This is a genomic window from Bartonella harrusi, from assembly GCF_024297065.1.
In the GTDB taxonomy this organism is placed as follows: Bacteria; Pseudomonadota; Alphaproteobacteria; order Rhizobiales; family Rhizobiaceae; genus Bartonella; species Bartonella harrusi.
On record NZ_CP101114.1, the window covers coordinates 1007408 to 1023850 of the forward strand.

A 16443-nucleotide genomic window follows, 5' to 3' on the forward strand; every position below is an offset into this window, starting at 1 on the left:
AACTCATTTCTCTTTTCTTTTGGAAGAAACCCTTTTTGTTGTTACTTTTCTATTGGAAGCTTTACCGGTTGCTTTCTTACCAGATTCTTTTGCCGCTATAAGTTCTAACGCTTCTGAGAGTGTTATACTAATTGGTTCTTTATCTTTCGGCAATGTTGCATTAATTTTCTCCCAATTAACATAGGGACCATACCGTCCATCGCGTATGGTAACAACGCCGCCATTTGGGTGCTCTCCTAACGTTGCGAGCACTGCGGGGGATGTTCTGCTTCGTTTTGTTTTATTTTCTTTTTTTTCAGCAAGCACTGTAACAGCGCGATTGATGCCAATATCAAAAATTTCATCAGCATGAACAAGAGGAGCTGATTTGCCATTATGCGTAAGATAGGGGCCATAACGCCCGATGGTTGCTGCGATCATTTTCCCTGTTTCAGGATGCGTACCAATTTCACGTGGGAGGGAGAGTAATGCCAAGGCTTTATCAAGAGTTATATTATCTATTTGCCATTCTTTTGGTAGTCCTACACGCTTGGATTCTTTGCCTTCACCAAGTTGAATATAGGGACCAAAACGACCATTACGAAGAGAAATATCTTTTCCTGTTTGAGGATCAATACCAAGCATAAGTGGTTCATCATTACGCAAGGTTTCATTCTCTTCTGCTTCATCTGTTCCAAGTTGACGTGTATATTTGCACTCGGGGTAATTAGAACATCCAACAAATGCACCATAACGTCCTAGCTTTAACGATAATTGGCCGTCTGTACAAAGAGGACAAGAACGGACATCACTTCCATCTTCACGAGCAGGAAATGCGAGAGGTGCTAATGTCACATTTAAAACATCAAGAACGTTGGTTATACGGAGTTCTTTGATATTGGTAATAGACGCATTAAAGCCATCCCAAAAATCACGCATCACATCTTTCCAAGAAAGTTTTCCATCAGAGATAAGATCTAGTTGTTCCTCAAGATCTGCGGTAAAACCATATTCCACATAACGATTAAAAAAATTTTCAAGGAAAGCTGTAACAATACGTCCTTTTGCATCAGGGATAAGTTTTCGTTTATCAATCACAATATATCCACGATCACAAAGCGTAGATAATGTAGACGCATAGGTTGAAGGGCGACCAATTCCTAGCTCTTCAAGTTTTTTAATTAAGGAAGATTCAGAATAGCGTGGAGGTGGCTCTGTGGTATGTTGTACAACTTCAACTTTTTCTTTTGTAAGCGTTTCGCCAGTGTTTATTTGCGGCAAACGTGTTGTTTCATTTTCTTCATCGTTTTCTTCTTCTCGTTGATCAGTGTAGACAGAAATAAAACCATCAAAACGAATAACAGAACCTGTCGCACGTAAATTTGCGCAATTTTCTTCTTGTTGTGCTTCAATTTCAACAGTTGTGCGTTCAATTTCAGCAGAACGCATTTGGCTCGCTATAGCGCGCTTCCATATCAGTTCATAGAGTTTTGCTTGATCGCTATCGAGAAAACTTTGTACATGTTTAGGACTTCGTTGAAAATCGGTTGGGCGAATAGCTTCGTGTGCTTCTTGAGCATTCTTTGCTTTTGTTGAATAAAAACGTGGCTTTTCAGGAATATAATCACTGCCGAAAGATTCTTGAATCACTGATCGTGCTGCATCAATAGCCTCTGAAGCTATTTGCACACCATCGGTACGCATATAAGTAATAAGTCCGGCCATTTCACCATTAATTTCAACACCCTCATAAAGTTTTTGGGCAATTTGCATTGTACGAGAAGCTGAAAATCCTAGTTTTGAAGACGCCGCTTGCTGTAAAGTAGATGTTGTAAATGGAGGAGAAGGATTCCTCTTTGTAGGCTTTGCTTCAACACTGAGGATACGATATTTTGCTTCCTCCAACATAAGACGAATTTGATCTGCTTGTTCTTGAGATTGAATATCAAGTTTTCCAATCTTTTTTTGATTAAACATTGTTAATCTTGCTTGGAAAATATCATTTCGAATGGTTTTTAAGTCTGTTGTAATGGACCAATAATCTTCTTTGACAAAATGCTCTATTGCTGATTCTCGATCACAAATAATACGCAAAGCCACGGATTGAACACGGCCAGCAGACCGTGCACCGGGAAGTTTACGCCACAAAACAGGTGAAAGTGTAAAACCGACGAGATAATCAAGAGCGCGACGTGCAAGGTAGGCATCTACAAGTGAGGTATCAATATCACGCGGATTACTCATGGCATCAAGAACAGATTTTTTTGTGATGGCATTGAAGACAACTCGTTTAACAGGTTTATCCTTTAAAATTTTTTTTGACGAAGCACATCAAGAATGTGCCATGAAATTGCTTCCCCCTCACGATCAGGGTCCGTTGCTAAAATGAGGCTATCTGCTTCTTTGACAGCTTTTGCTATTTCATTCAAACGTTTAGCAGCGGCAGAATCGACACTCCATTTCATAGAAAAATCTTGATCGGGTAGAACAGAACCATCTTTTGCTGGTAAATCACGAACATGTCCAAATGATGCGACGACTTTATATTGAGAACCAAGATATTTATTAATTGTTTTTGCTTTTGCTGGAGATTCAACGATAACGATATCCATAATTTTACCCGAATATTAAAATAAAATTTTTTTTATAAACGTCTTTCATAGGAATAGCTAATGGCAATTCGTTAAGAGCACATAAAAAAATATTAGCCATATAAAAAACATTAATATTGTACAACTTATGATTGTTATTATTAAAACATACCCTATATAAAACTACACGATTTAATTTATACTATTAATACAGAAGCATACGACAAAATACTAAGATAACATCTATTGAGAAGTAGGAGGGGAAATGCTCAAGGATAGAGAATTATGTTTATAAATCATTTAAAAGTTATCCAATATATTACAGATATGTCAGAACAAATGAATCAGATGGCCCGTCAAGCACATAGCCCACTTTTAGCATTGCTTTTGGATATGGTTGCTAAAGAAGGACAAAGCATTATTAATAGTGCTGAGGCTCTTGGGGAAGATCCGAATTCAACAATGACACATAACCACCAGAGTGTCGAATAAGCTTTCCTGCAAGCTCGAGCTCTACCAGCAGAAGGTAAAGGTTTGGGAGTGAAACACCTGAATGAGTGCTGAGCGTGTCTAAATCAATTGGTGTTGTCGAAAGAGCAGAAAAAACCGCCGTACGTTCTGCATTTTCCTCAACAGAAGGGGAGCGACAGTTTTTTTCATCAGATACACTCAAGCTATCCTTTTCCAGTTGTAGAGAGGAGGGTTCCTCGAAAAAATCGCGTTGGGAATGTGTAGAAATTGGGTCTAATGGTGTAAGTGCTTCTACGATGTCAGAGGGGTGGGTGGTGAGGAGAGCACCATCTTTTATGAGATTGTTTGTACCGATGGATCTTGGATCAAGTGGAGAACCAGGAATGGCAAAAATTAATCGTCCCATTTCTGCTGCTTGGCGTGCGGTGATTAAGGAACCTGATCGTGTAGCCGCTTCTACAACCAACAGTCCAAGTGAGAGAGCAGCAATAATACGATTTCTTCTTGGAAAGTCGATAGCGCGGGGCTTCCAAGCAATAGGCATTTCGCTAATAATTGCTCCTCCATGAATGATAATATCTTCATGTAGTTTTTTATTTTCAGGGGGATAGACATGATCAATACCACCAGCCATGACTGCGACTGTGCCTGTTAAGAGGCTTGCTTGATGCACAATGCTATCAATTCCACGAGCAAGTCCAGAAATTGTTGTAAAACCAGCCTCACCAAGAAAATGAGCAAACTGAGCCGCGAGTTTTTTTCCGGCCGCAGATGCATTTCGAGATCCCACAATACCAACAGAAGGTTTCTGAAAAACTGAAACATTGCCTTTTATGGCAATGAGAGGTGGTGGAGATTCTGTTGCCTTAAGAAAAGCTGGATAATCCGGTTCTCCTACACCGATAAACCGGATACCTAATCTTTCTGCTTCTTGTATTTCTTTTTCTGCATCTTCTATCGTTGTTATGCGAATAGATTCAGAAAGCCCACCTTTCTTACTAAGTTCAGGAAGCGCCGCTAAAGCATTTTCTGCTGTTTTATAATGGTCAATGAGATTGCGAAAACTCACCGCTCCAATGTTTTCACTCCGCAACAACCGTAACCAATTGAGACGCTGACGATCAGTGAGTAAGATTCCTTTATTCATCCCTGTTTTGTGTACCAACCTTGCTTTCTTTTCCAACTAATAATCTACCAATATTTGCATAATGTTTTGTATAGGCAAATAGGCTCATTACAACCAGCATAAAACAGAAATAAGAATCGGAAAAGTAAAAAACAAATATCGGAGTGATAACCACGGCAATGAGTGCGGATAATGAAGAATAGCGTGTAAGCAAAAAAATCCCCATCCATACAACAATAAAAACAATTGCTGCTGGCCAATAGCTTCCTAAGCACACACCAAGATAGGTGGCAACACCTTTGCCACCTTTAAATTTTAACCATATGGGAAAAAGATGTCCCAAAAAGGCAAAAAAACCAGCTAAAGAGACGAGAATACTATTTTCTATAGGTTCACTTAAAAATTTTACAAAAAGAATAACAACAGTCCCCTTCAACATATCGCACAAAAGCGTGAGAGCAGCAATTTTTTTATTTCCTGTCCGTAAAACATTTGTCGCTCCGATATTTCCCGAACCAATTTTTCTTACATCACCAAGTTTAGCTAATCGTGTAAAAAGTAAACCAAAAGGAATTGATCCCATGAGATAGGATATTAGAAAGACAAACCAAGTACAAAATTGAAAAAGTATTTCACCTTCATTCATTAAAAATCTCATTAAGTTTGTTGATCAAGTTTAAAAATGGGTTGTCCTCTAACGAAAGTTTGAACAACACGCCCTTGGAAGTGTGTATTCTCAAAAGGTGTATTTTGAGAGAGTGAATACAGCTTCTTTGCAGAAACGACCCATGGCATCTCAAGATCAACCAAAATAAGATCCGCATCAGAATCTCGTTTAAGTGTTCCCGCATTAAGGCCAAAGAGTTTTGCTGGCGCTGTTGATAAAAGTTCTGTTAATCGTAACAGAGATATGCTTCCATCATGATAAAGGCGTAAAGCCGCACTCAATAAAGTCTCCATACCAATGGCACCTGTGGATGCATCATTAAATGGTAAATGTTTTGTATCAACACTCTGAGGATCATGGGAGGAAACGATAATATCCACAGTTCCATCTTTTATTGCTTCAATCATTGCTATGCGATCTTCTTCTCTACGCAATGGAGGCATCAGACGAAAAGAAGTGCAATATTCACCAATGTCATTTTCATTAAGAGACAAGTGATTAATGGATACACCAGCTGAAATCTTCTCACTGCGTTGTTTTCCTAAGCGAAGTGCTTCAGCAGATAATGCTGTCGATATTTGTGCTGCATGATAGCGTGTTTGTGTCAATGCAGCCAAACGCAAATCTCTTTCCAGTGGAATAACTTCTGCTTCCCGAGGTATTCCAGCAAGACCAAGCCAACTCGCTAAGAGGCCTTCATTCATAACACCCTTTCCTGTCAGGTCTTGATCTTGTGTTTCATGCATTAAGGGAACATCAAAATCACGTGCATAAGTCATGGCACGTCGCATAACAGATGAATTTTGCAGTGTGTTTTTTCCTTCACCAAAAGCAATAGCTCCTGCATCTTTTAACAAACCAAATTCGGTTATTTCTTGTCCCCGAAAACCTTGAGTGATCGCAGCTACGGGATAAATATTGACCGATGACATTTCTTTTACTGTATGTGTTATAAATTTAACAAGCGCTACATTATCGATAATTGGATTTGTGTCTGGCATCATAAGGAAAGAAGTGATACCACCTGCTGCTGCAGATTGGCTTGCTGATGTTATTGTTTCACAACTTTCATTTCCTGGTTCCCCAATAAAAACCCGAGCATCAACAAGTCCAGGAAGGATTGCTTTATTTTGTGCATTAATAATTTCTGCGCCTTCGGGCGTTCCTTGATTCAATGCTTCTTTTCCAGCAGCTGTAATTCGTCCATTTTCAACAATAACAGTACCAATCTCATCCATTGTGCGTGAAGGATCAATAATACGAGCATTTTGAAAAACAATAGGCTTTATCATTTTTTCTCTCCACTTGTTCTAAGGCGTGAATCCAATAAAGCCTCCATGACAGCCATACGCACAGCGATTCCCATTTCCACTTGTCTATGGATCATACTTTGTGGTCCATCTGCTATGTTAGATGCTATTTCTACACCGCGGTTTATTGGGCCAGGATGCAAAACAATGCAATCACTTTTGGCATAGGCTAAATTTTTCTTATGTAAGCCAAAATAATGAAAATATTCACGAATGGATGGAATGAAGGAACCGTTCATACGTTCGTGTTGTAAGCGTAGCATCATAATAACATCAGCACCTTTAAGTCCCTCTTTCATCGTGTTAAAGACCTCAACACTCATATCAGCTATTCCTGTGGGGAGAAGTGTTGAAGGTGCAACAGCACGAACGCGAGCTCCCAAGGCATTGAGACTGAGGATATTAGAACGAGCAACACGTGAGTGCAAAATATCTCCGCAAATTGCAACAGTTAGTCCTTCAATGCGGCCCTTTGTTCTTTTAATCGTCAGAGCGTCTAATAAAGCTTGTGTTGGATGTTCATGGGCACCATCACCAGCATTAATGACACAACAATCCACTTTTTGTGCTAACAAAGCAACTGCTCCAGCACTCCTATGGCGAATGACAAGAATATCTGGTTTCATCGCATTGAGGGTTTCTGCTGTATCAATCAATGTTTCTCCTTTTTTTACAGATGAATTGCCAATGGCCATACTCATCACGTTTGCCCCTAACCGTTTGCCAGCTAATTCAAAAGAAGATTGTGTGCGTGTGGAGGCCTCAAAGAAAAGATTAATTTGAGTACGTCCACATAATGTAGATTTTATTGTATCAATTTTTTGAGAGAGGTTAACATTTGCATCTGCACGATCCAGTAATATAATGAGGTCTTCTACATTTAAATTTTTGATGCCTAAAAGATGTTGATGGGGAAAAAAGGGAAAAAAAGTATTTTGAGTCATAGCATTCTTTTCTATCTCTCTCTAAACACATTAAAAAAGTATTTGTTTGAATATAATAAATGTTTTTTAACTGCAAAATGACAAATAGTCTATGTGTGAATGATTTGAATAAATAGGAATATGCCTATGAATACTATATCTGTGCAAAATGCCCGCAAAAAAAATGCCTTTCTCAGTGATACGCTTATGTTTCGTATTGCCTCTACTTTGCCTAAATTTTTATTAGCAAGTTTTGAAGAAATAGGAGATTTTGTAGCGAGCCATGAAGCATGGGAACTTTCCTCTTTGGCAAATCGTTATCGACCAATTTTGCGTTATAATGACGAATGGGGACAACCAATAGAAAAGCTAGAGATACATTCCTCTTATCAAACTCTTCAGCAATATTCTAGGCAAGTTGGTTTAGTCACTTCACTTTGGGAAAATACCACTTCAGAAAACGGAGTACGATATCAAGCCCGTGCTATTCGCTTGGCTTTATCTGCAGGTTTAGAAACAGGACATTTGAATGAGGTTATTATCTCAAGTGCGACTCTTGCAGTTTTAATTAGTGATGTTGATCTCTTTAGTAAATGGCAAAATATGCTTTTATCACGACAATATGATTTATCGTCTAAACCTGTTAATAGAAAAGGGGCGGCTTCACTCACTTGTGCTTTTGATGATGTTGCACGATACGAAAAATACGCTTTCAATTTTCCAACTGTTAAAAAAATTTCTTTTGATGAAAAAGTTGGGCGTGATCTGTATCGTTTAAATGTTACAAAAACGAATGTTATTAATCCTATCGTTGATGGATATCTTGTGAGTGCAGAGTTAGACGGTCATCTAAGCTGCTTTTTAGTTCCACGTATACAAGAAAATGGAGCGTTAAATGGTACCATATCAATTCGTCATTTGTTACAGCATTCCGGAGAATCTTTAACTCCAGAGGGTGTTGTTGATTTTCAGGGCTGTTATGGTTGGCTTTTAGGAAATGTAGGGGAGGGGCTTAAAGCTATTAAGGATATCGAAACGATGATGCGTTTTGATCAGTCCGTCATATCAGCTGGTGTTTTGCGCGCTGCACTTCAATTTGGTATCGATTTTTTTCGGCAAAAAGCACCAGATCAACCTTTACCACCCCTAACAGAACGTATTTTTGCAGATATTGCACTGGATATTGCTGCTGCACAAGCATTGGTTTTACGTTTAGCGCGAGCATTTGATAATGCAGCAAATGATCGCTCTGAAGCAGCTTTTGCACGGATTATGGCACCTATTATTGCTTATCATGTCAGTCAACTCGTCATACCTATTATTGGTGAGATTATTGCACAGCTTGGTATAGGAAGTTTTGTAGAAGGCAATCCATTATCGCAAATGTTGTGCAATAGTCCGGCACGAATTGTGAGAAATAGTTCTGCGAATCAATTGGTAAAGGATGCAATTCTCATCGCTGAAAAAGCACCGGGATTATTTCAGAAATTGTTAGAAAAAATTGCTGTTGATATTGGACCAGCGGGACCACGGGCAATTGAAATTATTAAATCTGCTGTAGAGATGGCATCGGAAAATGAGGGAGCAGGAAGATTTTTTGTTGAACAAGTAGCGTATGCAACTGCAGCCGCATCGTTACGTTCTATAGACATAGAACATGTAGCGAATGCTTATATGGAAAGCCGCCTTGGGGGACAATGGAGATCTTCCTATGGAATGCTTATTGCACGATATAATGCAGGACATTTGTTAAATGTCCTCTATCCTTCCATATGATGAAGGCCTTGAATTCTGTCGAGCGCACCTTGCAATATAAAAGCAGCAGCAGCCGAATCAATTTTAGCTGCTCTTTTAGCGCGCGATACATCCATTTCTAGAAGGGAACGTTCTGCGGCAATTGTTGATAAGCGCTCGTCCCATAAAACAAAAGGAATTTTTGTATATGCTTTCATATTACTGACAAAAGTTTTGGTTGCTTGAGCACGAGGGCCACAACTTCCATTCATATTAAGAGGTAGCCCAATGATAATAATCCCCACATTTTCACGATCAAAAATTTTTATAAGGGCGTGTGCATCTTCCATCATTTTTTTTCGTTGAATGACAGGACGCGGATTTGAAAGAGTGAGCCCCATATCAGAAACTGCAATTCCAATCGTTTTTGTGCCCAAATCTAAACCTGCTATTACTTGTCCAGGTAAAAGATGTGTCATAACTTCATTGATATTAATAATAGCCATATGGTTTATAATTTAAGCCTTTTCGTATTTCAGGTTATCAATATTCTTGCACTTGTAGACGCAGCCTTGTATAGCCAATAAGTGAATGTAAAAATAAAAAAGCAGAAAGGCGTAGTATGTCTGTTGATCAAGAAACAGTCAAGCGGGTGGCGCACTTGGCGCGTATTGCTGTCCATGACGATGAAACAGAACGTATGACAAAAGAACTCAATGTCATTTTAGGTTTTGTAAAACAATTAAATGATATCGATGTCAGCAGTGTTGAAGCATTAACCTCCGTAATGCCAATGGCTTTACAAATGCGTGAAGATGATGTCACAGATGGTGATATAGCGGCAGATATCGTAGCAAATGCACCTGTTACAGAAGAAAATTTCTTTCTTGTTTCAAAAATTGTTGAGTAATTTTTGTATTTTAAAAACTTGAGAACCAATGATGACTGATCTAACAACTTTAACAATTGCACAAGCCCGTGATTCTCTCATAAAGAAAGAATTCAAAGCAACGGAATTAACAGAAGCTTATTTAAAAGCGGTTGAATTGGCTAATCCGACTTTGAATGCTTATGTGGCAATAACCGCAGAACAAGCGAGAAAAATGGCTGTTGAATCAGAATGCCGTTTGACTAAAGGTCAGGGAAGAAATTTAGAAGGAATTCCGTTAGGAATTAAGGATCTTTTTGCTACACACGGAGTTCATACTCAAGCTTGTTCACATATTCTTGATGGTTTTAAACCGCATTATGAATCAACGGTGACTGCTAATTTATGGCAGGATGGAGCTGTTATGTTAGGCAAGCTTAATATGGATGAGTTTGCTATGGGGTCTTCTAATGAGACGTCATATTATGGTCCAGTTATTAGTCCATGGAGAAAAAATGGTTCCGATGAAAAGCTCGTACCTGGTGGTTCTTCAGGTGGTTCTGCAGCCGCTGTTGCTGCGCGCATTTGTGCTGGTGCAACAGCAACAGATACAGGCGGTTCAATACGTCAGCCAGCAGCATTTACGGGAACGGTAGGAATTAAACCAACTTATGGACGTTGTTCACGGTGGGGAATCATCGCTTTTGCTTCATCACTTGATCAGGCCGGACCTATCGGGCGGGATGTGCGTGATTGTGCCATTTTGCTTAAATCAATGGCTTCTTTTGATGAAAAAGATTCTACTTCTGTTAATTTACCAGTCCCTGATTATGAAAACTATCTTGGCCAATCAATTAAAGGAATAAAAATTGGTATTCCGAAAGAATACCATATGGAAGGAATGTCTTCTGAAATTATTGATCTTTGGCAAAAAGGAATAAATTGGCTAAAAGAAGCCGGTGCTGAAATAAGCGATATTTCATTACCCCATACAAAATATGCTTTGCCTGCTTACTATATTGTCGCTCCTGCAGAAGCATCTTCTAATTTGGCACGCTATGACGGTGTTCGTTTTGGTCTGCGTATACCAGGAAAAGATGTTATTGAAATGTATGAGAATACTCGTTCAGCTGGTTTTGGTGATGAAGTAAAACGTCGTATTTTGATTGGTACTTATGTTCTCTCATCAGGTTATTATGATGCTTATTATTTAAGAGCTCAAAAAGTGCGAACATTGGTAAAGTATGATTTTGATCAATGTTTTGCTTCCGGCGTTGATGCTATCCTCACACCAGCAACGCCAACACCTGCTTTTGGAATTGCTGATGAAAAAATAAAAAATGATACTGTAGCAATGTATCTCAATGATATTTTTACTGTACCCGTTAATATGGCTGGTTTACCAGGAATCTCTGTTCCTGCTGGTCTCTCATCAAATGGTTTACCACTTGGATTACAATTAATTGGTAAGCCTTTTACAGAAGAAGTTATTTTTCAGATAGCACATATTATAGAACAAGCAGCAGGCATGTTTAGCGCAAAGAAGTGGTGGCTATAAAAAGCTCAGAACTTTATGAAAGAAACTTTATAAAAAAGCGTTATTTTCTTCAATCAAGAAGATTTTTGAGAAGGGATTCTTTTAGTTTTTAAAGGCTGTACAGTTTTCATCCGCCAAGATATGCTTCTTTAACACGTGGATCAAAAAGCATAGTTTTACCTTCACCATGAAAGAGGACATGTCCGACCTCTAGAATATAAGCATAGTCAGCAATAGACAGTGCAGCAAATGCGTTTTGCTCAATAAGAAGAATGGTTTTTCCCATATCATTAATTTTTTGAATAATCGAAAAAAGTTCTTTTACAAGGAGGGGAGCTAAACCTAGGGAGGGCTCATCTAAGATTACCATATCCGGATTACTCATGAGAGCACGACCCACCGCAAGCATTTGTTGCTCACCACCAGACATTGTACCTCCTAATTGTTTTGCTCTTTCACGTAGACGCGGAAAGAGATCAAAGACCCATTCAATATCACGAGCAATTCCTATCTTATCATGGCGAATATAAGCGCCTAGGTGTAGATTCTCTAAAACAGTGAGGTGGGGCATAATGCGCCGCCCTTCAGGACTAAGAGCAATTCCTAATCGTAAAATTTTTTCTGGTGATTTTTTAATAATTGATTCGCCTTTATAGGTAATTTCCCCATAAACAGACCGGTTAAGTCCTGCAATAGAGCGTACAATGCTACTTTTTCCAGCTCCATTGGCGCCGATTAAAGTTACTATACTTGCCTTTTTTATAGACATAGAAAGGTTCTGGATAGCTTTAATGGCCCCATAATGAACATGAAGATTTTTGATTTTAAGAATATCCATAAACATCTCCGCCGAGATAAGCTTCAATAACTTTAGGGTCGTTACGCACTTCATCTGGTGTGCCATTGGCAATACAACATCCATATTCCATCACCAAAATATATTGGCAAAGTCCCATAACAACCTTCATATCGTGTTCTATAAGGAGAATCGTAAGATCAAAGTCTTTCTGCACTTTTGCTATAAATTTTCTAAGATCCTCACTTTCTTGTGGATTCATACCAGCAGCAGGTTCATCAAGAAGCAACAATTTTGGCTTTGTTGCCAACGCGCGTGCAATTTCTAGACGTCGTTGTACACCATAGGGCAGGGTCATTGCTGATTGATTGGCAAGATGATCAAGCTGTAATCGTTCAAGAAGCTCCATTGAATTTTTATGAACTTCTTTTTTCTCTTTCATTGCTTTTGGAAAAAACAGCGCTGAAGAAAACCATGGATATTTTTGTCGAACATGCGCTCCTACCATAACATTTTGCAAAACCGTCAATCCTGAAAAAAGACGAATATTTTGAAATGTTCGCGCAATATGGTGTCTGCAGATAATATAAGGAGGAGCTCCAGAAAAAACTTTTTTACCATCAAAAAGAATCGTTCCACTTGTGGGTGCATAAAACCCAGAAATCATATTAAAAACAGTCGTTTTTCCTGCTCCATTTGGACCAATTAATCCAGTAATTGTTCCTCGTTTGATTGCCATATTAATATTATTTACCGCAACCAAGCCGCCAAAACGCATTACGATATTATTAAGTGAAAGGATAGTATTGTTCATAGCTTTCCCTCAGTATTAGAGAGTTTCTTGCGTGTTAAAAAGCTATAAATCCCATTCCATGAAAATTCATGTTGTCCCAACAACCCTTTTCTCCAAAATAAAATAATGACGAGCAATAAAAGAGAAAAAACAACCATACGAAGCCCAGGTGTCTCTGGAATATGTATAAAACCTAAATCAAAAGGACTTTCAATAATGCGAAGCCATTCAAGCATGACGGTAATAATAATACTGCCAATAATGCTTCCTGTAATTGAACCAAGTCCACCAGTAACAACAATCATTAAAATATTGAATGTTAGTAAGAAATTAAACATTTTTGGATCAATCGTTGAAATAAGGGCAGCCATTAATGCTCCTCCTATACCTGCAAAAAATGCACCCACAGTAAAGGAAAAGCTCCGGTAGAAAAAAGCGTTAACTCCCATTGTTTTTGCGGCGATCTCATCATCACGAATAGCACGTAGTACATTACCAGTATTGCTTCGTAGTAAGAGAGTAATAAAGAGAACTGTAAAGGCTAACCAACCATAGTTCCACCATAATGTCGCATTTTGGGGGATTCCTTTAATTCCTAAAGAGCCGTTTGTTATGGATGAGGCATTGGTAATAACAATACGAATAATTTCTGCAAAACCCAATGTTGCAATTCCAAGATAATCACCACCGAGGCGCAATACGGGAAGAGCAATCAATAAACCAACAACTGCAGCAGACAAACCACTGACAACAACGGCAATAAAAAAAGGGAATTGTAGATGATGTAATGGTTCAGCGATAGGGTCAAGAATCCACATCATTTCTTTTTGTTCAGGAGAAAGAAGTAAAATCGCACATACATAAGCACCAATGGCCATGAAGCCAGCATGCCCTAGAGAAAACATACCGGTAAAACCGTAAATCAAATTAAGCGAAATTGCCAATATCGCATTAATAGCAATAAGATTGATGATACGCAGTGTATAATCATTAAAATGGTGATCTGCATAAAATAAAAAACCAATAAGAATTAAGATACTGATACAGGATAGAAAGTTTGCAACTGATTTTACCATTAGATTTTCTCCTGACTTTTCTTGCCCATTAATCCGGTAGGCATTATCAATAAAATCAGAATCAATAAAACAAAAGCGAAAGCATCTCGATATCCAGATAGTGTGGGAAAGAATGCAATAATCATAATTTCAATAAATCCGAGTAATAATCCTCCCAACATCGCCCCTGGAATAGAGCCAATACCTCCAATAACGGCAGCGATAAAGGCTTTAAGTCCAGGAAGAACACCCATATAAGGATGAATTTGAGGATAGCGTAACGACCACATAATCCCCGCAATAGCAGCAAGTGCTGAACCTATGCCAAATGTAAATGCAATAACTTTATTGACAGAAACCCCCATCAAACGCGTTGTTTCAATATCATGTGAAATTGCACGCATAGCAAGACCAGGTTTTGTTTTATGGATAATCCATAACAGAGAGATAATGAGAATAAATGAGACAGTAGGAACAATCAGAGACATTGGAGCAATCCTAATGATTCCACTTGCTCCTGATTCTAAATGCCATAGAAATGGCGTTACAAGAAAATCTGGTTGTTTTACACCTTTAGGGACACCACTGAAGAGCACAGTAGCGAGATTTTCAATAAAAAAGGAAACACCTATTGCGCCGATAAGTGCTGAGATACGAGGAGCATGGCGCAAAGGTCTATAAGCGAATTGATCAACAGTAATACCCACCGCGCTTGTGATAAAAATGGAAAAACACAAGGCCAATATCCAAATTGGTGCAAAGTCTTGAGGTGCAATTTTAAAATAATAAAGAAATCCTAAAACGAGGATTAAAAAAACACCACTCCAAAAAGTTGAAGGATACTTTTTGAATCCTATAAACACTGCATAATAAATAAGGACTGCTAGCAGCAAAAGAAGAATCGCAGCCCAAGCAGGCATAAAGCTAATTGTAGAAAAGAAAACGAAATATGCTCCTAGCATAAAAATATCACCGTGAGCAAAATTAATCAGTCTCAATATACCATACACCATGGTGTAACCAATAGCGATAAGTCCATAAAGAGATCCCAATGCCAGTGCATTAAAAAAATACTGGATGAACATTTCAGTGCTCATCTCTCATCCTTCCACATTTGTTAATTCATACAGGATATTAAAAAAGAAACCACCAAATTTTATTTGAGGAAAAATCCTCAACTATTTCTCGAATTTTGACTAGAAAAATTGCTCACTTTTTAAAAAGCAGGTTTGACTTCATCTAAATAGACACGTTTTCCACCTTTTATTTCAATTATACCAATAGGAATCTCAGGATTATGATTTTCATCCATAGACATATCACCAAAAGGCGTTTGAAAATCTTTTAGTTTGCTAAGTTCTAGAGTAATTTTCTCACGATCATCACTACCAGCATTTTCAATAGCTTTCATAAACATCAGATAACTGGTGTATCCTAAAACGGAATTGATATTTGGTTCTTTATCAGGATAAGCCTCTCTCCATTTATTTGTAAACTCTTGTGCAGCTGTTGACATATTTGGCATGTCTTCACTATAGGGAAGTGTTGTATGTAAGAAACCTTCTGCAGCTTCTCCTGCAATTGTGATGGTTTCTGGATTATCCATAGCATCTCCACCCATAATGCGGAACTTTGCACCTAGTTCGCGCGCTTGCTTCATAATAATAGCACCTTCAGAAAAGTAAGATGGAATAAATAAGACATCAGGTTTTTGCGCTATAATTTGTGTAAGAACAGCTGAAAAATCCTGATCTCCAGAATTGTAGTTTAAATTCGAGATAACCTCACCACCTAGTTTTTTGAAAGCACGTGCAAAATAACTGGCAAGCCCAATCGCATAATCGCTTGATATATCTTTGAGAATAGCCGCTTTTTTTGCATGTAAAGTTTGACGTACATAAGTTGCAATTCCGATTCCTTGGTAGGAATCAATAAAACAAGCACGGAAGTAATATTTTTTACCTTGTGTAACAAGCGGATTTGTTGAGGAAGTTGCAATGGTTGGAGTCTTTGCTTTTTCGGATATTTCTCCACCAGCCAACGAGAGCGAAGAGCCATAACTCCCAATGATTCCACTAACTTTTTCACTGGCAGTTAAACGCATAACAGCATTAGCTGCTTCTACTTTATCAGATTTATTGTCAATAACAATAAGCTCCACTTTGCGTCCCAATATTTGTGGAACTTGCTTATGTGCTAATTCTACACCTTTGATTTCAAGTTGTCCCCCAAATGCATTTTGACCACTTAATGGAAGGTAAACACCAATTTTAATAGGTTCGTTTGCATAGACATTCGTTACAAGTGCCATGATAGCTGCGAGGCTCGTGAGGATTTTCTTCAATTGCATTGCGCACTTTCCTTGAATTGGTTGCGGTTCTTGCACCTTATCTTGAACTTTTTCATCATGCAAGTTACACATTTATAAAAATATTACTGTGTAAAAATATTTTGTATTATTTTTTTCTAGGCTGCTTATTGTAAGATGTGTAAAGCGTACGATCAAATACTTTTGCGAATATTCATTTTGAATTAACATCTAGAGGTACGACAATATGGGGAAATCTTATTCTTAGGACTTGCGTGGTAATGC

General features: G+C 38.4%; 14 protein-coding genes and 1 pseudogene. 4 read left to right on the top strand and 11 right to left on the bottom strand.

The window, feature by feature from the left end:
* Window positions 1-3 precede the first annotated feature (3 nt).
* A pseudogene (topA, locus tag NMK50_RS04760) lies at window positions 4-2591 on the bottom strand (type I DNA topoisomerase).
* A gap of 264 nt (window positions 2592-2855) precedes the next feature.
* Between topA and NMK50_RS04765 the strand changes: the two are divergent.
* Window positions 2856-3062, top strand: coding sequence for a hypothetical protein (locus tag NMK50_RS04765; RefSeq protein WP_254771059.1), 207 nt, complete (start codon window positions 2856-2858; stop codon window positions 3060-3062).
* Here NMK50_RS04765 and dprA read toward each other — a convergent pair.
* The 4 genes from dprA to NMK50_RS04785 are packed head-to-tail and all read right to left on the bottom strand — an operon-like array spanning window position 2992 to window position 7088.
* Window positions 2992-4206 (bottom strand): DNA-processing protein DprA, encoded by a 1215-nt coding sequence (gene dprA, locus NMK50_RS04770; protein ID WP_254771060.1) that lies wholly within the window; start codon window positions 4204-4206, stop codon window positions 2992-2994. The genes NMK50_RS04765 and dprA overlap by 71 nt on opposite strands.
* On the bottom strand, window positions 4181-4813 hold the full coding sequence (gene plsY / locus NMK50_RS04775) for a glycerol-3-phosphate 1-O-acyltransferase PlsY (protein WP_254771061.1): 633 nt from the start codon (window positions 4811-4813) through the stop codon (window positions 4181-4183). Before plsY ends, dprA begins: the two co-directional genes overlap by 26 nt.
* A gap of 11 nt (window positions 4814-4824) precedes the next feature.
* Window positions 4825-6126, bottom strand: a complete 1302-nt coding sequence (locus tag NMK50_RS04780) for a dihydroorotase (RefSeq protein WP_254771062.1) — start codon at window positions 6124-6126, stop codon at window positions 4825-4827.
* Entirely contained in the window at window positions 6123-7088 is a 966-nt protein-coding gene (locus tag NMK50_RS04785) for an aspartate carbamoyltransferase catalytic subunit (protein ID WP_254771063.1), read from the bottom strand. The genes NMK50_RS04780 and NMK50_RS04785 overlap by 4 nt, the downstream gene beginning before the upstream one ends.
* 126 nt (window positions 7089-7214) lie before the next feature.
* Between NMK50_RS04785 and NMK50_RS04790 the strand changes: the two genes are divergently transcribed.
* The gene (locus NMK50_RS04790; protein ID WP_254771064.1) at window positions 7215-8843 is read left to right on the top strand and encodes an acyl-CoA dehydrogenase family protein; all 1629 of its coding nucleotides are present in this window, start codon (window positions 7215-7217) and stop codon (window positions 8841-8843) included.
* Here NMK50_RS04790 and ruvX read toward each other — a convergent pair.
* Window positions 8828-9307, bottom strand: coding sequence for a Holliday junction resolvase RuvX (gene ruvX / locus NMK50_RS04795; protein WP_254771065.1), 480 nt, complete (start codon window positions 9305-9307; stop codon window positions 8828-8830). The genes NMK50_RS04790 and ruvX overlap by 16 nt on opposite strands.
* A 116-nt stretch (window positions 9308-9423) precedes the next feature.
* On the opposite strand from ruvX, the gene gatC reads away from it, so the two are divergent.
* Together gatC and gatA are read left to right on the top strand one after the other, a co-directional pair.
* Entirely contained in the window at window positions 9424-9711 is a 288-nt protein-coding gene (gene gatC, locus NMK50_RS04800) for an Asp-tRNA(Asn)/Glu-tRNA(Gln) amidotransferase subunit GatC (protein ID WP_254771066.1), read from the top strand.
* Window positions 9712-9742: 31 nt separating this feature from the next.
* Window positions 9743-11227: an Asp-tRNA(Asn)/Glu-tRNA(Gln) amidotransferase subunit GatA gene (gene gatA / locus NMK50_RS04805; protein WP_254771186.1), complete on the top strand. Its 1485-nt coding sequence runs from the start codon at window positions 9743-9745 to the stop codon at window positions 11225-11227.
* Window positions 11228-11333: 106 nt separating this feature from the next.
* On the opposite strand, the gene NMK50_RS04810 is transcribed toward gatA, so the two are convergent.
* From NMK50_RS04810 to NMK50_RS04830, 5 genes are all read right to left on the bottom strand, one after another.
* Window positions 11334-12044 (bottom strand): ABC transporter ATP-binding protein, encoded by a 711-nt coding sequence (locus NMK50_RS04810; protein ID WP_254771067.1) that lies wholly within the window; start codon window positions 12042-12044, stop codon window positions 11334-11336.
* Window positions 12031-12816, bottom strand: a complete 786-nt coding sequence (locus NMK50_RS04815) for an ABC transporter ATP-binding protein (protein ID WP_254771068.1) — start codon at window positions 12814-12816, stop codon at window positions 12031-12033. Before NMK50_RS04815 ends, NMK50_RS04810 begins: the two co-directional genes overlap by 14 nt.
* Window positions 12813-13871, bottom strand: a complete 1059-nt coding sequence (locus NMK50_RS04820) for a branched-chain amino acid ABC transporter permease (protein ID WP_254771069.1) — start codon at window positions 13869-13871, stop codon at window positions 12813-12815. The genes NMK50_RS04815 and NMK50_RS04820 overlap by 4 nt, the downstream gene beginning before the upstream one ends.
* Entirely contained in the window at window positions 13871-14947 is a 1077-nt protein-coding gene (locus NMK50_RS04825; RefSeq protein ID WP_254771070.1) for a branched-chain amino acid ABC transporter permease, read from the bottom strand. Before NMK50_RS04825 ends, NMK50_RS04820 begins: the two co-directional genes overlap by 1 nt.
* Before the next feature lie 119 nt (window positions 14948-15066).
* Window positions 15067-16200, bottom strand: coding sequence for an ABC transporter substrate-binding protein (locus NMK50_RS04830; protein ID WP_254771071.1), 1134 nt, complete (start codon window positions 16198-16200; stop codon window positions 15067-15069).
* Window positions 16201-16443: the final 243 nt, after the last annotated feature.